At 70.0% G+C, this 17,630-nt stretch carries 17 protein-coding genes; 10 read left to right on the top strand and 7 right to left on the bottom strand.

Features of this window, described 5'->3' with window-relative positions:
- Positions 1-630 precede the first annotated feature (630 nt).
- From D7W79_RS22545 to D7W79_RS43270, 3 genes are all read left to right on the top strand, one after another.
- Positions 631-2,418 carry a tetratricopeptide repeat protein gene (locus tag D7W79_RS22545; RefSeq protein WP_208729805.1) on the top strand — a complete coding sequence of 596 codons (1,788 nt, stop codon included), beginning with the start codon at positions 631-633 and terminating at the stop codon, positions 2,416-2,418.
- Positions 2,419-2,565: 147 nt separating this feature from the next.
- The gene (locus D7W79_RS22550; protein WP_147442010.1) at positions 2,566-3,153 is read left to right on the top strand and encodes a hypothetical protein; all 588 of its coding nucleotides are present in this window, start codon (positions 2,566-2,568) and stop codon (positions 3,151-3,153) included.
- A 197-nt stretch (positions 3,154-3,350) separates the two neighbouring features.
- Positions 3,351-4,511 carry a hypothetical protein gene (locus D7W79_RS43270; protein WP_147442011.1) on the top strand — a complete coding sequence of 387 codons (1,161 nt, stop codon included), beginning with the start codon at positions 3,351-3,353 and terminating at the stop codon, positions 4,509-4,511.
- A 41-nt stretch (positions 4,512-4,552) separates the two neighbouring features.
- On the opposite strand, the gene D7W79_RS22560 is transcribed toward D7W79_RS43270, so the two are convergent.
- On the bottom strand, positions 4,553-5,143 hold the full coding sequence (locus D7W79_RS22560) for a DUF938 domain-containing protein (protein ID WP_120527454.1): 591 nt from the start codon (positions 5,141-5,143) through the stop codon (positions 4,553-4,555).
- A 192-nt stretch (positions 5,144-5,335) separates the two neighbouring features.
- Here D7W79_RS22560 and D7W79_RS22565 point away from each other — a divergent pair, with 192 nt between their 5' ends.
- The 3 genes from D7W79_RS22565 (at position 5,336) to D7W79_RS22575 (ending at position 10,347) form a co-directional block, all read left to right on the top strand.
- Positions 5,336-6,937, top strand: coding sequence for a cell wall anchor protein (locus D7W79_RS22565; protein ID WP_244221908.1), 1,602 nt, complete (start codon positions 5,336-5,338; stop codon positions 6,935-6,937).
- A gap of 141 nt (positions 6,938-7,078) precedes the next feature.
- Positions 7,079-9,022 carry an FG-GAP-like repeat-containing protein gene (locus D7W79_RS22570; RefSeq protein ID WP_120527456.1) on the top strand — a complete coding sequence of 648 codons (1,944 nt, stop codon included), beginning with the start codon at positions 7,079-7,081 and terminating at the stop codon, positions 9,020-9,022.
- Between the two features lie 44 nt (positions 9,023-9,066).
- Positions 9,067-10,347, top strand: a complete 1,281-nt coding sequence (locus D7W79_RS22575) for a metal-dependent hydrolase family protein (RefSeq protein WP_120527457.1) — start codon at positions 9,067-9,069, stop codon at positions 10,345-10,347.
- Between the two features lie 8 nt (positions 10,348-10,355).
- On the opposite strand, the gene D7W79_RS22580 is transcribed toward D7W79_RS22575, so the two are convergent.
- Together D7W79_RS22580 and D7W79_RS22585 are read right to left on the bottom strand one after the other, a co-directional pair.
- Positions 10,356-10,601: a hypothetical protein gene (locus tag D7W79_RS22580; protein ID WP_120527458.1), complete on the bottom strand. Its 246-nt coding sequence runs from the start codon at positions 10,599-10,601 to the stop codon at positions 10,356-10,358.
- Positions 10,598-11,740 carry a linalool dehydratase/isomerase domain-containing protein gene (locus tag D7W79_RS22585; protein WP_120527459.1) on the bottom strand — a complete coding sequence of 381 codons (1,143 nt, stop codon included), beginning with the start codon at positions 11,738-11,740 and terminating at the stop codon, positions 10,598-10,600. Before D7W79_RS22585 ends, D7W79_RS22580 begins: the two co-directional genes overlap by 4 nt.
- Before the next feature lie 257 nt (positions 11,741-11,997).
- Here D7W79_RS22585 and D7W79_RS22590 point away from each other — a divergent pair, with 257 nt between their 5' ends.
- The 3 genes from D7W79_RS22590 (at position 11,998) to D7W79_RS22600 (ending at position 14,927) form a co-directional block, all read left to right on the top strand.
- Positions 11,998-12,936: a hypothetical protein gene (locus tag D7W79_RS22590; RefSeq protein WP_147442012.1), complete on the top strand. Its 939-nt coding sequence runs from the start codon at positions 11,998-12,000 to the stop codon at positions 12,934-12,936.
- The gene (locus D7W79_RS22595) at positions 12,933-13,895 is read left to right on the top strand and encodes a hypothetical protein (RefSeq protein ID WP_120527461.1); all 963 of its coding nucleotides are present in this window, start codon (positions 12,933-12,935) and stop codon (positions 13,893-13,895) included. The genes D7W79_RS22590 and D7W79_RS22595 overlap by 4 nt, the downstream gene beginning before the upstream one ends.
- A gap of 78 nt (positions 13,896-13,973) precedes the next feature.
- Positions 13,974-14,927: a hypothetical protein gene (locus D7W79_RS22600; protein WP_244221909.1), complete on the top strand. Its 954-nt coding sequence runs from the start codon at positions 13,974-13,976 to the stop codon at positions 14,925-14,927.
- 39 nt (positions 14,928-14,966) lie between these two features.
- Here D7W79_RS22600 and D7W79_RS22605 read toward each other — a convergent pair whose 3' ends face one another.
- Positions 14,967-15,377 (bottom strand): peptidase inhibitor family I36 protein, encoded by a 411-nt coding sequence (locus D7W79_RS22605; protein WP_120527463.1) that lies wholly within the window; start codon positions 15,375-15,377, stop codon positions 14,967-14,969.
- A 159-nt stretch (positions 15,378-15,536) separates the two neighbouring features.
- A complete protein-coding gene (locus D7W79_RS22610; RefSeq protein ID WP_120527464.1) occupies positions 15,537-16,124 on the bottom strand; it encodes a DUF2867 domain-containing protein in 588 nt (195 codons plus the stop codon).
- Between the two features lie 122 nt (positions 16,125-16,246).
- Here D7W79_RS22610 and D7W79_RS22615 point away from each other — a divergent pair, with 122 nt between their 5' ends.
- A complete protein-coding gene (locus D7W79_RS22615; protein WP_167497726.1) occupies positions 16,247-16,876 on the top strand; it encodes a TetR/AcrR family transcriptional regulator in 630 nt (209 codons plus the stop codon).
- A gap of 55 nt (positions 16,877-16,931) precedes the next feature.
- Here the strand turns inward: D7W79_RS22615 and D7W79_RS22620 are convergent, their stop codons facing one another.
- Positions 16,932-17,270 (bottom strand): putative quinol monooxygenase, encoded by a 339-nt coding sequence (locus D7W79_RS22620; RefSeq protein WP_120527465.1) that lies wholly within the window; start codon positions 17,268-17,270, stop codon positions 16,932-16,934.
- A 55-nt stretch (positions 17,271-17,325) separates the two neighbouring features.
- Positions 17,326-17,630, bottom strand: a 305-nt coding sequence (locus tag D7W79_RS45795) for a cytochrome P450 (RefSeq protein WP_147442013.1), incomplete at its 5' end; no start/stop codon positions are given.

The raw sequence follows: 17,630 nt of genomic DNA on the forward strand, positions 1-17,630 counted from the left end.
GCGCATGTCTCGTGGGCTCGGAGATGTGTATAAGAGCCAGCCCCCGCAGCCCCCCACTCAGCAGCCCCGGCACTGAGCCCGTCGGAGGCCGCGAGGCAAGCGAACGGCTGGGGAACGCCAGCAGGAGCCCGTCAGCACCGGGGGCCCGCCGCGCGCGGTGGTCCAAAACCTGTCCGACTGTCGGACAGGTTTCCACTGCTCGGATGGAGCGGAGCTCCCAGCCACAGCGAATGACGAGGCAAGTCCCAGCGGGCGCGCACCAGCCCGGGAGCACCTGCGGAAGTGGTCCAAAACCTGTCCGACTGTCGGACAGGTTTCCGCTGCTCGGCTGGAGCGGAGGCTCCCAGCCACAGTGAGTGACGAGCCAAGTCCCAGCGGGAGCGCACCAGCCCGGGGGCACCCGCGGCAGTGGCCCGAACCTGTCCGACTGTCGGACAGGTTTCCGCGGTGCGCCGCGGACCGGGAGTCCCTTCATGGACAGGGGTCATGTCCGAAGGCCTGGCTCCGTCATGGAAACGGGCTGGGTCGGTGCGCACCGGGTCCACTGGAGGGACCCTTCCTTCAACGCGTGACCGTGGGCGCGGCGCGCTGCCCTCGCTCCCGTGCGGGGAATGCGGTACGTCGCGATGGGTGTGGACGGGCTTGCTGCTCCTGGTGGCGCTCGCGGCCGGGGAGCCGTTGGAGGACGCGCGCCAGTCCTTCGCGGCGGGCCGGTACGCGGAAGCCGAACAACAGGCGCTCCAGGCCCCACCGTCCGGCGCCGCGCTGTACCTCGTGGGCCTGGCCCGCTTCCGCACCGGCCGCCCCGCTGAAGCGTTGGAAGCCTTCGATGCCGCGGGGCATGCGCCGGATGCTCCGGAGCCTGACTCCTGGAACTTCAACCGGGGCGCGTGTTTCTACGCCCTGGGCCGCTTCGAGGAGGCAGAGGAAGCCTTCGCCCGCGTCCGTGAAGGGGCTCCGCTCGCCCGTGCGGCATGGATCAACGCGGGCTTCGCCGCGTTCGACGCGGGCGCCCCGGACCGCGCCGCGCAGTGGGCGGAGCGCGCCGCGCCGGGTGCCTCCAAGGAAGAGGCCCTCCAGGTGGAGGAGCTGCGCGCCCTGCTCGCCCCCGCCGTGAACGAAGGCGATGAGGCCTACCGTCAGGGGCTCGCGTCCTTCGACGCCGGCCGCTTCGACGAGGCCCGTGCGCACTTCCTGCGCGCGGCGACGCGGCAGCCCGACTCCGGCCGGGCCCGGCTCATGGCCGGCGCCTCCGCCTGGCGCCTGGGCTCTCGCACGGAGGCCCGTGAGGACCTCACGGCGGCGCTGGAGCTGACGTTGAGCCCGCTGGACCGCAAGACGGCGCACCAGTACCTGGACCTGCTCTCCTACGGCCTGCGCTCCAGCGGCCCGGGCTTCTGGGCCTCCGCGAGCCTGGGGCCCGGCTTCGACAGCAACGTGCTCCAGGTGGGCGTCGCGGCGCGCGACGTGTCCGGCGCGAACGCGGACGTGGTGACCGCGAGCGCCTTCGCGGAGGCCAGCGTGGGCCTCACCGCGCGCTTCCGCCTGTCCGATGGACTCTTCGCGGCCCTCTCCTACGGCGGCAGCCAGCGCGCCTACTCCAATTCCTCCGTGCGGGACTACTCACTCCAGCTCCACCGCGCGACGGCGGCCGTGGAGTGGGAGGCCGCGCGCAGGGTGCGCGTGGGGCTCCTCGCGGGGGGAGACATCTTCTTCACCGGCCTGGAGGACTTCCGGGGGCTCCAGGCCTCCGTGAACGCCAACGCCTGGCTCGTCTGGGATGAAACCGAGCACACCACCACGCGGCTGGACCTGGGCGCCGCCGGCAAGGACGGGCTCGGCGAGGAGTTCGCCTATCTCACCGGCCCACGCCTGGACGCGACGCTGTCGCAGGAATGGCGCCTGGGGCTGGCGAGCGTCACGGCGTGGTACCGCTACCGGCAGGACCGCATCGGCACGCTGGAGCAGTCCTTCACCAGCGAGGACGAGACCCTCGTATCGCAGACGTATGTCATTCCATTCGGGTTCACGGGCCACGCCGTGGGCGCCGCCGGCCGGTGGCAACCCCTGCCATGGCTCACCGCCAGCCTGGACGCGGACGTGGAGTGGCGCCGCTACCTGGAGGACAACTCGCTGCGCGTCGTGACGACCAGCGGCGACACCGAGACGTGGAACGCCCGCCGCCGCCACGACACGCGCTTCGTGCTGGCCCCCACCGTGAGCGCCCGGCTGTCGAGCCACCTGCGGCTCACCGCGCGCTACGAATTGCTGGTGAACCGCTCCAACATCGACATGCGGCTGACGGACGACGACGCCGCGGCCTGCGAGGGCGCGGAACACCTCTGCCACGCGTACGACTCCACGAACGGCAACTACGAGAAGCACGGCGTGATGCTCCAGCTCGAAGCCGTGTGGTGAGCCGCGCACCGGCGTGTCGGCTCCGCGATGAAGGGTTCCATCCAGGGGGTGGGGCCTTCAGGCACAGCGGCGTGGAGGGCGTGTTGCGCAGGGGGAATCACCTCTCCACCTTGCCGCACGACGAACCCACGACAGAGGAGGCACACCATGCCCATGTCCCGACTTCCGTTGACGCTCGCCGCGGCCGCGGCGCTTTGTTTCTCCGCCGGTTGTTCCAAGAAGGGGATGCACAAGGAGGAGTCGAAGCAGCCGATGCCCGCCTCCGCCCAGTCCACCGCGATGCCGTCCACGGCGGACCAACGCTGCCCCATGTCGGTGCCGGGCACCCAGGTCCAGACGCAGGACACGTCGGACGGCGTGGCGCTCATGTTCACCACGTCCGACACCGCCCAGGTGTCCGACCTCCAGACGCGCGCCCGGCGGATGCTGGACGAGCAGTCCAAGCGCACCAGCGCGGTGGAGACGCCCCTGGACCTGGCGCAGGAGCAGGACCTGGGCGACGCCTCCACGGAGGAGCAGAGCGGCCGTGACGAGAGCGGCACAGGTGGCGGCGGCGGCAACCGGAGCATGATGGCCGGGGCGCCCACCGTCCCCGCCAAGGCCGTGGCGACAGACACGCCGGAGGGCATCACCATCACCTACTCCGCCCAGGACGAGATGCAGAAGCGCCAGCTCATCGACGAGGTCCATGAGACCGCCCGTCAGATGAAGGGCGGCCACTGCCCCGGCATGTAACTCAAGAAACCCCGAGACGGACTCCCTGTCCGTCTCGGACTACTCCAGAGGCATGGCTTCAATGTGGCGGTTTGACCCAAAACGATGCCTCGACTCGGCCGCTAACTTGGAACCACATGGCGAGCCCCGGTAGAGTCGAGCCGTGCGCAGAGCGAGAACGCGACGACGCTCTCCTGCCCGCCTATCAAGGAAGAGTAATGCCCCATTCATCAAGGGTTGCCCTGTGTCTTGCGGCCTGTGTCTGCATTCCATTCGTTTCATTCGCAGCTGAAGACGGACCTAACTTCGAGAAAATTGCCCCCGGACAGACTTTCGTGCTGGCGGCACCTATAGGAACCTCTGCCGATGTGCTTGGCATGGGATTTGACGAAAGCCTCTCCGACACAGACTCAGATGGAAAAACGCATCGCGTTTTCGCTACCAAAGTCAAGCGGGTGCCAGAGAACCAGTACTTCTCCCAGTTCGAGCAGCTAGACAACGAGTTCAAGATCAAAGCTCACGCGCGCGTGCTGGCCACGTCCATGAACGTCGGATTCTCCGGCGAGAAGAGGTACATGGCTCTCCGCGTCTACCATCTACAAGAAGTTGCTACACTGGATCCAGGCAAGCAACTCGACACCGCCCCCATCGTGGCCCAGAAGGTATTCTATGGTTGGGCTCTAAACGTCATCATTGAAGGAGATGCTTCGACCTTCACGGCGGAAGCAGCAACGGAACTGATGTCTGCGGGCGCCGACGTCGATACAACTGTGAAGCGGTATCAGCTCAAGAAGTATGTTCACCTGCAGGGTCTTGAGGCCAAGAACAAAACCCACATCCCTATCGTGGTCGATGCCTCACGACTCAACGAAGAATTCCAAGTGTCAGAAAAGCCTTCTCCTATCTTCATCGAATACAAGGTCATGAAGGAGATATTCAGTCCCAAGCTGGCATGGCAGCGAGGAGGATTCACCCCAGGCCGCTATCGGCTGACCAACATTGGGTTCAAGGTTGCTACGACCAAAGCCAATGGGAAGCCGTGGGATGCTTTTGGCAATCCACCAGATCCATTTGTCACAGTCGTCCTTGACGGAGAGCAAATCGACACCTGCTTCGCCAGGGATCAACATGAAGGCTCCTGCCCAAGCCAAAAGGTTGTGACGTTGACCGAAAGCAGTTCGTTGCAGGTGGTTGCCATCGACAAGGATGTGAGCGAGAACGATGCCATTGGCACGGGCAGCGTAGACAACATCATTGCGGCAGGCAGGCCATACTCCGAACTTGAACTGAACACGCAGGGGCAGCTGCAGCGCGCCACCGTGACCTTTGTCCCGGTAGCGAGCCCTCCGCCGGCGGTCGCCGCCCCCGCTGTCCCCTAGTCTCAACGCCACGCAACCGGTTCACGAGACTTGGCACAACCTCACGTTCTCCACACCACCGTGAGGTTGTTGCTGGGCATCTCCACCACGCGCTCGCGCTGGAGTCCGTGGCGCGCGGCCTCGGCCGTCACCGCGCCCAGCTCGCGCACGCCCCACGCCGGGTCTCGCGCGCGGAGCGATTCGTCGAAGGCGAGGTTGCTCGGCGCGGTCTCCTTCCCCTCCACGAAGTAGGGCCCGTACAGCACCAGCCGTCCGCCCGGCCGCAGCACCCGCGCCGCGCCGCGCATCAGGCCCTGGCAGGCCGTCCACGGCGCGATGTGGATCATGTTCACGCAGAGCATGGCGTCCGCGTGCGCCACCGGCCACGTGTCCGAACCCGCATCCAGCAGGCGGGCGGGCAGGAGGTTGGACAGCCCCTCCTCCGCGCGCCACGCGTCGATGCTCTCCAGCGCCGCCGGGTCCCCGTCCGTCGGCTGCCAGGTCAGCCCCGGGAAGGCTCGCGCGAAGAAGGCCGCGTGCTGGCCGGTGCCGCTCGCCACCTCCAGCAGCGTGCCCGACGCGGGCAGCACCTCCCGGAGGACGGTGAGCAGGGGTTCGCGGTTGCGTTCGGTGGCGGGGGCGTGGCGCTTCATGCCCTACCCTCTTCCACACCCGCGCACGCGAGGAAAGGCCGCTCGCGGAAGTTTGCAATCACAGCCAACGCACGGGCCGTTCGCGCGCGGGATCCGCAACACTTTCCGCGTCCCGCCGACAACCTCCTGCCGTACCGCCTCATCCCCCTCGCAGGAGCAATCTTGACGTTCTTCAACCGGAATCTTTCACGCATGCTGTGCTCGGTGTCGCTGTTCGCGCTCGCCGGGTGCGGGCCGCTGGACGCGGACGCCCCTTCCCTCCCCGAGCAGGAGGTCGCCACCGCCCGGCAGGCGGTGTCCGCCATCGCGTACCGGAGCAGCGCCACGGCGGGTGGCAGCACGCGCACGTCGCTGAGCATCGCCAAGCCCACGGGCACGGCGGTGGGTGACGTGCTGCTCGCGCGCATCATCAACCGCAACAACGTGGCCGCGGTGGCGACGCCTCCCGCGGGCTGGACGCTGGTGCGCTCGGACCAGAGCGCCTCGCAGATCAAGGCGTGGGTCTTCTACAAGGTGGCCACCGCCTCCGAGCCGACCACGTACGCGTTCACCATCGACCTCGCCAGCTACATGGCCGGCAGCATCTCCGCGTTCTCCGGCGCGGACACGGCCAACCCCATCGACGCGCAGACGGGCCAGAAGAACGGCCTCACCGCCAGCTTCAACACGCCTGCCCTCACCACCAGCACCGCCAACGGCGTCGCGGTGTGGTTCGGCTCGCAGCTGTGGACCGGCGCCGCGTGCCCGGACAGCCCCATCGTCCCGCCCGCGGGCTTCACCGAGCCCGTGGACACCTGCCTCGTGTCCTCGTCCACGGGCGTCATCTACAACGTGGCCTACAAGGACCTGGGCGCCGCGGGCGCGCAGGGCTCGTTCAACGGCTCGTCGCCCTACGCGGAGACGAACACCGCGCAGGTCGTCGCGCTGCGCGCGGCCAACGCCTCCGCGTCCTGCTCCGTGGGGGACACCTTCTCCACCGCGTACACCACCCAGGGCACCGTGACGGCCCCCGCGCTGGTGGAGCCGTCCGGCCTCGCCGCCAGCCGCCTCACGCCGGGCGTCATCTACGCGCACAACGAGGACACCACCGCCATCGTCGCCATCAGCACCGCGGACGCGAGCACCCGGGGCACCTTCAACGTGTCCAACGTGACGCCCGCGGACTGGGAGGACGTCGCCAGCGGCCCGTGCCCCGCCGGCCAGTGCATCTACATGGGCGACATCGGCCGCTCGAGCGCCAACTTCCCCACGCCGCCGTCCACCTTCGCCGTCTACCGCATCCCGGAGCCCAACATCGGCGCGGGCCAGACGAGCGGCAACCTCACCGCCGAGGCCTTCCCGTTCCAGTACCCGGATACGCCCAAGGACGCGGAGACCATCATGGTCCACCCCACCACGGGCGACATCTACATCATCACCAAGTCCTACGCGGGCGCGAGCAAGGTCTACAAGTTCCCCCAGCCGCTGCCCACGCCGGGCACCATGAGCACGCTCGTGTTCGTGGCCAACCTCCAGCTGCCCACCACCACGGATACGAACTACGGCGCGGCCACGTCCGGCGCCATCCACCCGTGCGCCAACCGCTTCCTCTTGCGCACCTACCGCAAGGTGTATGAGTTCCGCGCCGCCACCGGCGCGGCCTTCGAGACCGCGTTCGCCGCCACGCCCGTCTCCCTGACGGATACCGTGGAGGGCCAGGGCGAGGCCATCGAGTACGACCCGACCGGCACGGCCTATTACACGATGAGCGAGTCCCCCTCGCCCTTCAAGCTCAAGCGCGTCGTGCGCCAGTAGCACGCAATCGCAGTCAGCCTTGAGGCCGCGTCCGGCAACCTTCGCCGGGCGCGGTCTCGCACGCGCCGTGAGACCTCCGGCCCGTTCCCGTATGGAAACGGAATTGATGTTATTTCTCGTTTTCCATGTATAATCGCAGTCATGCGATGCTTTCGTTCCCGTCTCGCGCGCTCCGTCGCGCTGTCCACCACGCTGCTCCTGGCCTGCGGGCCGGAAGGGGAACAGCCGCCCTCCCGTGACGCATTGCTGGGGCAGGCGCGGGCGCTGGCGGCGACGGGCCACAAGGCCTTCCGGGTGATGACGTACAACGTGCGGGGTCCCCTGGACACGGGCATCCGCGCGTGGCCCAACCGCAAGGCGGCGGTCATCCAGCGCATCCTCGCGAACAACGCGGACATCGTGGGCGTGCAGGAGGCCCAGGCGCCCGCGGGCGGGCCCAGCATCCCCGCGGACCTCATCGAGGGGCTGACGGGCACGGACAAGCCCTACGGCGTCCACAACCCGGGCGGTGGCAGTCCGAAGCTCATCTTCTTCAAGAAGAGCCGCTTCGAGATTGCCTCCGAGGTGGGCCAGGGCAACGAGCCGCTCGTGAATCCCTATGCCTCCACCGCCACGTGCTTCAGCCACGCGGAAGGGAAGAAGATCTCCTGGGTGGGCCTGCGCGACCTGACGTCCGGCCAGGTGTACTTCGTGGCCAATACGCACTTCGCCTACTCGGCGGAGTGTTCGCTGGGGCGGCTCAAGGAGGCGGAGCAGATGGCGTCGTTCCTCGCCACGAAGCCCGGCGGGCTGCCGGTCATCGCCATGGGGGACTTCAACTCGGACGCGCAGGGGCAGTCCACGCCGGGGGAGGCCACCATCGAGAACCTGGAGTCCGGGGCCCGGCTCTTCCGCACCGCGCGCTTCGACGGCGTGACGGGGGTGGACGACGCCACGTTCAACAACGCGTGGAGCGGCTCCACGTCCACGAAGTACAACCGGCTGGACTACATCTTCCACAACGGGGGCGCGCTCACGTCGTCCGCGCCCGCCATCGACCGGACGGAGAGCGGCGGCATCACGCCGTCGGATCACTACGCGGTGCTCGCCACCATCCGCCCCGCCGTCTTCTCCGCGGGCTCCACCCTCTCCCCGACGCCCAACGGCACCTCCACGAGCACGCAGCTGTTCTTCGCGGACGTCACCGGCGACGGCTGCGCGGACCGCATCACCTGGAACTACGCCGTGGGTGAGGGCGAGACGTGGGTGGCGAGGTCGAAGTGCGACGGCGGCTTCGAGGCGGCGGTGAAGAACACGGGCGCGACGAGCGGGGTCGCCACCACGCGCTTCTTCTTCGCGGACGTCACCGGCGACGGCTGCGCGGACAAGGTCCTCTGGCGGCCCAACCTGGGGGACGGCGAGGTGCGCATCTACCCCGCGAAGTGCGACGGCACCTTCGGCGACCGCGTGGCCGTCACGCAGGCGGCCAGCACCAGTGACGCCACGCGCTTCTTCTTCGCGGACATCACCGGCGACGGGTGCGCGGACCTGGTGCGCTGGAACCCCACGCAGAAGTCCGGCGCGTTCGACGCTTTCGTGTCGAAGTGCAACGGCACGGTGTCCTTCGGCGCCGCGGTGACGAGCACGACCGGGGCGAACACCAGCGTGGGCACGCGCGTGTACTTCGCGGACGTGGACGGCGACGGCAAGGCGGACCGCGTGCTGTGGAACCCGGACCAGGAAGGGGGCCGCACGCGCGTGTACCGCTCCACCGGCGCGGGGGCCTTCGCGCTGTTCTTCCTGCACGAGGCGGGCACCAGCGGCGTGGACACGTCCCGCTTCTACTTCGCGGACGTGGACGGCGACGGCAAGGCGGACAAGGTCTTCTGGCGGCCGGGCTTCCGCGAGGGCCGGATGCAGGTGTACCCCAGCACCGGCACCAACTTCGCGGGCAGCCCGGTGATGGACAACACCGGCTTCAGCAACTCGGAGAACACCGGCTTCTTCTTCGCGGACATCGACGGCCGGGACGGCGCGGACAAGGTGTACTGGAACCCCAACAGCTACGACGGTGACACCAAGGTGTTCCGCGCGCTGGCGCAGTGACCCGTTGAAGACAGGGCGGGGGCGCGCGCAGACTGCGCCCCCACATGCGCGCCCTGCTCTTCGCCACCGTCCTGTCCGGGGTCCTCGGCTCCGCGTCCGCGCGGGCCCAGGCCCCTGCCCGTTCCTACGTGCTGCGTCCGGCACGCGTCTTCGACGGCACCACCCCCAAACCCCACGCGGGCTGGGTGGTGGTCGTCACCGGCGAGCGCATCGTCTCCGCGGGGCCCGCGCAGGGCGTGAAGGCGCCGGAGGGGGCGGAGGTCATCGACCTGCCCAACGCGACGCTGCTGCCCGGGCTCATCGAGGGCCACTCGCACCTGTTCCTGCATCCGTACAACGAGGCGAAGTGGGACGACCAGGTGCTCAAGGAGTCCCTGGCGCTGCGCGTGGCTCGGGCCACGAACCACGCGAAGGCGGCGCTCCTGGCGGGCTTCACCACCACGCGCGACCTGGGCACGGAGGGCGCGGGGGACGCGGACGTGGGCCTCAAGCAGGCCATCGACCAGGGCATCATCCCGGGCCCCCGCATGGTCGTCACCACGCGCGCGCTCGTCGCCACCGGCAGCTATGGCCCCAAGGGTTTCGCCTCCGAATGGACGGTGCCCCAGGGCGCGGAGGAGGCGGACGGCGTGGACGGCCTCACGCGCGCGGTGCGCGGGCAGATGGGGCGCGGCGCGGACTGGATCAAGGTCTACGGCGACTACCGCTGGGGCCCGCGCGGCGAGGCGCTCCCCACGTTCTCCCAGGAGGAGATGCGCCTCATCGTGGAGACGGCCCGGAGCGGCGGGCGTCCGGTGGCCGTGCACGCGAGCACGCCGGAGGGCATGAAGCGCGCGGTGCTGGCGGGCGCGGAGAGCATCGAGCACGGCGACGCGGGCACGCCGGAGGTCTGGAAGCTGATGGCCCAGCGGGGCGTGTTCCTGTGCCCCACGCTGGCCGCGGGCGACGCCATGCTCCAGTACCGGGGCTGGAAGCGCGGCGTGGATCCGGAGCCCGAGTCCGCGAAGAAGAAGCGCGAGGGCCTCAAGGCCGCGCTGGCCGCGGGCGTGCCCCTGTGCGTGGGTGGGGACTCGGGCGTCTTCACCCATGGAGAGAACGCGCGCGAGTTGGAGCTGCTGGTGGCCAGCGGCGTGACGCCCGCGCAGGCGCTCCAGGCGGCCACCTCCGGCAACGCGCGCATGCTGCACTGGGAGGACCGCATCGGGCAGGTGAAGGCCGGGCTCCTCGCGGACCTCGTCGCCGTGGAGGGCGACCCCACGCAGGACATCGCCACCGTGCGCCAGGTGCGTCTGGTGATGAAGGGCGGCACGTTGTACCGGCGCTGAAGCGAGTCTCAATGCCTCACACGGCGGACGCGGCCGAGCACGCCGTCCGCGAGCCCCGCCAACAGCAGCACCGGCGCCACCAGCACCGCGCCGAACCAGGCCAGCGTGTAGACGATGCCCAGGCCCATGCGCCAGGGGCCGCCCACGACGGTCCCGGACAGCACGCCCACGGACTCACGCCCCCCGCCCAGGTGCAGTCCCACGAAGAGCGCGATGAGGCCCAGCGCCGCAATGACAAACGGATGACGCCTCATCGGTGTGCCTCCAGCCGCGGCGCCCGCGCGAGGCGCCAGAGGGGTCCTTCGACGAGCGCGTACAGCAGCACCGCGTCCGCGAGCGGGTTGCCCGCCGCGAAGCGCAGGCCGGTGTCGTCGTGCACCGGGAAGGCCGCGAAGTGGAGGCTGGTGAGCAGCCCGTCCAGCGCCTCCTCGTCATCGAACGCCGCCGCGCCCACGAGCGCGAGCCCGCTGGAGCCCGCGTTCGCGTTCACCCACGGAATCGTGGGCCCGGAGTCGATGTCCTGCACCGCCCCCGCCTCCGAGGGCCACTCCCCTGCCCACGCGAAGCCCAACGCCTGTCCCAGGAGCGCGGCGCGGGCCCGCTGGTACTGGTCGCGCGCGAAGTCCGCGTCCACCACCTGGAGCATGTGCGCGGCGAGCCACAGCGTGGAGCCCTCCGGCCCGTCCTTCGTCACGCCGTCGTAGGTGAAGCTCGACACGAGCAGACCGGTCCGACTGTCGGACAGGTTCTTCCGCGCGGAGGCCACCCACCGGGCCAGGAGCGCGCCATGGTCCCGCCCATCCACCCTGTCCGACAGGCGCAGCGCCGCGAGCGCCACCGTGTTGCAGAAGGTCCAGCCCTCGTCAGGGTAGCTCTCCGCGGCGAGCACCGGCGCCCGCTCCAGTTGCGCGGTGATGAGGTCCACGCGCTCGCGCAGCAGCGGCGCGTAGTCCGCGCGGGGCGCCACCACCTGGCGCGCGGCGAGCATCAGCGCCAGCTCCCCGTCCACGAAGAGGCTGCGCCCCGCGGAATCCTTGAAGGGCCCCGCGTGTACGTAGGGCAGGAAGAAGGCCTCGGGCGCCCATTGCTCGTCGCGCAGCGTCCGGGCGATGAGCGCGTCCACGACCTCCAGGTGCTCGGCCCTCCGCCAGGGCTCCGCCAGCGCGAGGTTCGCGAACGACAGCACGGAGAAGGTGCGCACCATCAGGTCCCACTCCGGGTTGGTGCGGTGGAGCACGTCGCGCTCGGCGCTCGACTCCTGGAGGGAGAACGCGCGCTGACGCGAGGCCAGGGCCGCCGCCAGCGCCTTCCGGTCGCGGGGCTGGAACACGAGGTGCAGCGACGGCAGCCACACCGCCACGGCCAGCACCAGCAGCACGAGTTTGCGTCGCATGCGCGGCAGTATCCGCTCCTCGCATGGCCGCATCCCGGGTCCGTGCGCCGGACGGTCGCTCCCGCGCGCTGAACGGTCGCGGCCCACCCCGGGCCTGCTTCGTCGCGAAAGCGCCATGTCCCAGCGCGAGGGGCCCGCGTGTCTCAAGGGCCATGAAGACACACGGATGGACGGCCCTGACGGTCGGAGTGTTCCTGGGAGGCATTGGCCTGGTCAGGCCCCCTTCGGCGGAGGCATGCAGCCCCCCCCTGTGTACCGTGGAGGGCAGCCATGTTCCCCTGCCCCCGGACGCGGTCGTCCCCGCGAACGTGCCCGCCCTGGTGGTGGTGCCCCCTGCCCATGAAGGGGTGGAGGAGCAGAGCCTGCGACTGCGCACGGAGGAAGGCGTGGACGTGGAGGCACGCCTCCTCAAGGGTCCTGGAAGCAGTGGCGTCCTCGTGCCGGCCGCGCCGCTCGTTCCCGGAGCGCGCTACCACCTGGAGGGAAGCGTCCCCTGCTCCGACGGCCACACGGGGCAGCCGTTCGCCGCGATGGCGGACTTCACCGCGGGCCCGGAGGTCGCGCTGCCCACGGCGACCGGCGTGCTCCAGGCGGGAGCCACGCAGTACGGAGCCATCCGTGTCTGGGACAGCAGCGCGTCCTGCTCGTCCGACATCATGGGCAGCCAGGTGACGTTGGGCTTCACGCCCGCACCGGAGCTGGTGCCCTTCCTGCCCTGGGTGCACTGGACGCTGGAGGTGGATGGACAGACGTGGGCCACGGCGCCGCACGGCGCGGTGGACGCCAACGGCGGCGCCCGGCCCGCGGATGGGTTCAGGACGATGCGGGACCTGCTGACGGTCTATACGCTCTGTGGCAACGAGCCCTCCGGCCTGCCGCCCTCGGCCATGGGCGTTGCGCCTGGAGTGCATACGGCCACGCTGCGCCCGGTGCTCGAACAATCGGAGACGGCGCTGCCCGCGCTGGAGGCTTCGTTTGAACTGACGTGTCGCCGGATGTGCGGTTGCGCCGACGGCGGCTACAACCCCGGCGCTGAGGCGGGCCCCGATCCGGATGACGGCCTTCCGCTGAAGGCCAAGGGGTGCTCGCAGGCCGGAGGCGGTCTGTCGGTGCTGGGCCTCCTGGCGGCCCTCCGCCTCTGGCGCCGTCGGACGGCGTGTCCCAACGCACCGGTCTCACGTGTCTCAAGGCCATGACGACACGCGGATGGAAGGCCTTGGGCGCGGTGGCGGTGTTGCTGGGCGGGGGCATCGTGCGGCCCCCTTCCGCGGAGGCCTGCGGCGGCCCCGTGTGCGACCCCGCGAAGGTCCGCGTCCCCCTGCCCCCGGACGCGGTCGTGCCCGCGAACGTGCCGGCACTGGTGATGCTGCCGTTTCCCGTGTACGGCAAGGAGCTCGAAACCCTGCGCCTGCGCACGGAGGACGGCGCCGACGTGGAGGCGACCCTCCTGCCGGGCCCTCACCGGAGCGGGCTCGTTGTTCCGGCGGCTCCACTCGTTCCCGGAGCCCACTATCGCCTGGAGGCCCACGACCTCTGCGGTGGCTTTCCGCAGGAGCCCGGCGCGGCGGAGGTGTCGTTCACGGCGGGTCCGGCGGTCACGTTGCCGGCGGCGTCCGGCACCCTGCGAGCGGAGCCAGAGCAGCAAGCGACCTTCCAGGTCTGGGGCGGCTCGACCTGCTCCGTGGGCGTGGAGGGCCGCACGGTGACGCTGGGCTTCACCCCCGCGCCGGAGCTGGTGCCCTTCCTGCCGTGGGTGCACTGGACGCTGGAGGTGGATGGAAAGACGTGGGCCACGGCGCCGCATGGCGCGGTGGACGCCGCGGGCAACGTCATGCCCCCGAATCGGTTCGCGTACGCCCATGACCTGCTCATCGTCTACTCGGTCTGCCGGGTCCTGTCCGACGAGCCGGCCCCTTCGGACCAGGGCCTCCCCCCGGGAAGGCATGTGGCCACGCTCCGCCCGGTGCTTGAACAGTCCGGCACGCCGCTTCCACCCATGGAGGTCTCCTTCGAGCTGGCGTGCCCGAAGCAGGAGCCCGCCCCCGCCCCGGATGTCGAGCCCGAGGACCTGCGCGACGGATGCTCACAGGCGAACGGAGGGTTCACGGTGTTCGGGCTCCTGGCCACGCTCCGGCTCTGGCGGCGCCGGTCCTGAGCGATGTCCCACTTCGCCGGGCTCCGGTGTCTGATGAAGCAAATGCACGGACACGCTTGGACATGGAGCACGGTGGGGATGTTCCTCCTGGGGCTGGGGGCATTCGCGCCTCCATCGGCGGAGGCCTGCGCCGCGCCCAATTGCCTCATCGACGTTCGCTTCCCGCTTCCCGAGGACGGGGGAACGGTTCCCGCGAACGTCCCCGGGCTGGTGGTCAGGCCACCGCTGCTGGAGAGCACGGACGTCTCCACGCTCCGGCTGCTCCAGTCGGATGGCACGCCGGTGCCCTTCACGCTGGCGGATGGCGCCCGCACCACGCACGTCCTGGTCCCCAAGGCGCCGCTCGTGCCGGGCACGCAGTACCGCATCGAGGCGAAGGGCATCTGCCAGTACCGGGAGACGCAATCCCAATCAGCGACCTTCACCGCGGGCCCGGAGCGGCCCCCGCCCACGACCCTGGGCACGCTGAGCGTGGACACGCCGAGCCGGGGGATGTTCCCGGTGTACGGGGACTCGAACTGCGGCAGCACGCAGGAGGGCGAGTCCACCACGCTGCGCTTCACCCCGTCAGCGGAGCTGGTGCCCTTCCTGCCCTGGGTGCACTGGACGGTGGAGGTGGACGGCCAGCCCTGGTCCTTCAGCAATCACCACGGGCTGACGTCGACGGGCGCGGACAACTACGAGAGCCACCAGTACGAGTACAACCGGCCGCTGCTGTTCCTCTACACGGTCTGCACGCCGAACAACCCGCTGCCGCCCGGCCTGGGCCTCACACCCGGACGCCACCAGGCCACGCTCCAAGGGACGCTGGAGCACGCCAACCTCACGCTGCCGCCGCTGAACGTGGACTTCGAGCTGAGCTGCGCCACGCAGTCCGTGGACGCGGGCACCGGGGACGATGGAGGCACGCCGGACGGGGATCCCATCAGCAGCCCGTCCAAGGGCGGCTGCACGCAGGCGGGAGGAGGCCTGACGGTGCTGGGACTCCTCGCCACGCTGCGGCTCTGGCGCGGCCGGGGTGCGAAGGCTTGAACCCCGGAGGCCGAGCGCGCCGGCCTCCGGGGCCGGTGCTCAGTAAACCCAGACGCTCTTGGGCGCGAAGCTCAGGGGGCTCACCCACTCGCCGGGGCCAATGGGATAGGGACCGCCAACGCAGTCCTCGTTGAGGAACAGCGATGCGGTGTAGGGGCCGTTGTTGATGGCGGAAACGGCCCGGTCCTCCCAGCCGTGCTCGGGGAGGTTCACACAGGTCCCCGCGCCGCCGGGCGGCCAGGCCATGACGTTCCACACCTCACCGGTGAAGTCCGGGCCGTCGAACAGGCACAGGACCCCGGAGAAGGGACACGGATTGTCCTCGGCCGCCGCCTCCGCGGGCAGCAGCACGGCCGCCGCGGAGAGTCCCAATGTCATCGCGGCGCCCAGCCCCAGGAGGGCGGAACGCTTGAAGCTGCCAGTCTGCTGCCGGAACGCATGCCAATTCATTGCAATGTCTCTCCTGCCCGGTTGAACGTGCACTGCCACGCAATGCTAGAGCACCGCGTGGGAGCGACGAGCGGCGAGTCCTGGAAAGCAGGTGCGTTCATTTCGTGGTGAACGCCTTGAGTCCATTGCCATGGAAAATTCCATTCCGCTCGGCGCCAGCTACGCCGGGCCCGGTGCGCGCGCCGCACTGCGCGCCATGCCCCCGACGACGAGGTGGTGGAAGGGCCGGATGACGTTGAAGTACACGGGCCCGGCCCAGTTCCGGTAGTGCACCAGCGTGACGACGTGGAAGCGCCGCCGGGGCCCACCGCCCGGCTCCATCACGACGGCGAGGGTCGCGTCCAGGTGTTGGTCCGTCGCGGACACCACCCAGACGTGTTCCTCCTCCGCGTGGCGCACGGTGAAGAACAAGGCCGGGCTCCCCGGGGCCATGGGGATGTCCTCCGGGCGCAGGCGCCGGGGCCGGGGCAGACCGTGCTGGCGCATCCCGAGCAACCGGACGAAGACGGCGCGCACTCCGTACAGGGCCGTCATCCACGCGGGCTGGTACGACAGGAGCGCCGCGAGGAACTCGCGCAGCGTGGCTTCCGACTCCACCGTCTTCACGTCCACGTGGTCCGCGCCTTGCGCGAAGGGACGCAGCACTTCCGGCAGCGGAGCGGAGGCGCGGAACCAGAAGAGCCCCCACCCGATGGCGCCGTGAATTCCTCCCACGAGCATCAGCAACGTCCCTATCGTCACCCGCATGCACGGCCCCCATTCCTGTCATCGGATACGGTAGCGTATCCCGATACGGCACCGTATAGCGCCGGCCCACCGGGAACGCGCCCTGGACCTCCGGGAGGGGCTCCGCCAGACTGCGCTGGACGATGAGCCGCCCTACTTCCCGCCCGCCGGAGCCTTCGCCCTTCCGGAGCATCGAGGACATCCGCAAGCGGCACCGGGGGCCGGGGCTGTCAGCGGAGGACTGGGCGGACGCCGCCCTCTGGAGCCTCGCGGAGGGCGTGGAGGCCCTGTCCGTGGAGCGGCTGTCCCGCGGCCTGGGCGTGACGAAGGGCGGCTTCTACTGGCACTTCAAGGACCGCGCGGACGTGCTCCAGGCCGCGCTCGCGCGCTGGGAGCAGCTGGCGACCACGGAGTTCATCCAGCGACTGGAGACCCTGCCGGACCCGAAGCAACGGCTGCACCAGCTGCTGGCGCTGACGTTCGACCTGGGCCCGCATGGGAAGATTGAAGTCGCCATCGTCGCGGGCGCCGCCTCGGACCCGAGCATCCAGCCGGTCCTCGCGCGGGTGTCACAGCGGCGGCTCGACTACCTGGTGAAGCTGTACCGTGCGCTCGGGCTGCCGGCCCGCGAGGCGCGCAACTGGGCCTTGCAGGCGTATTCCACGTACGTGGGGCTCCTGCACCTGGCCATCGCCAGCCCGGAGACGCTGAGCTCGAGCCGCGCTCGCGCGGACTACATCCAGCATGTCGCCCGGACGCTGATCCCCGCGTGAGGGCGGAGCCGCGGCGCACCCGGTGGGGAATCAACCCGGCATTCGCAGGCTGGGGTCACAACGGTACGTTGAGCGCGACTCCGTCCCGGCCGGAGACCCAGTCGCGCAGGTACTTGTTGAGTTCGCCGTAGAACGACACCGACACCAGCTCGGCCACGGAAAAGAGTTGGACGAGCAGTGCTCCCACATTCCCGTTGTGCGTTTCGGCCGCGTCGGCGTCGACGTACTCCTCGAGGATCGAGTAGTGCCCCGGCCGCTGGGTGACGAACCACTGATAGCGCAACGTCCCCGGTTCGCTCGCGGCGGCGGAAGCCAACGCGCGGGCGAGCCGGATGAACTCGGGCTCATTGTCAGGCCGCTGCACCCGAAACTCACACTGCACCAGGAGGGTCATCCGCCGAGGATACGGCAGAGCGGCCCTCCACTGTTCCGAGATGGAGTGCCCGGCTTCAGGCCGGGACGAACTCCACCGGGAGCGTCCGGGGCCCGTGGATGGTGAGCCCCGGGAGCCACTCGATGTCCGGCGAGCGGAGCCGCAGGGCGCGGATGCGCGGGACGAGCGCCTCCAACGCGAGCCGGGCCTCCATCCGCGCGAGCTGCGCGCCCAGGCAGAAGTGGATGCCGTGGCCGAAGGAGAGGTGCTGGCTTCCCTTCTCCCGGCCGGGAAGGAAGACATCCGGCTGCTCGAAGACGCGCTCGTCGCGGTTGGCGGAGAGGCGCCCACCCCGCGCAGCCCCGTGGCATCCGTCAGCGG

Source organism: Corallococcus exercitus, from assembly GCF_003611585.1.
GTDB classification, from domain to species: domain Bacteria; phylum Myxococcota; class Myxococcia; order Myxococcales; family Myxococcaceae; genus Corallococcus; species Corallococcus exercitus.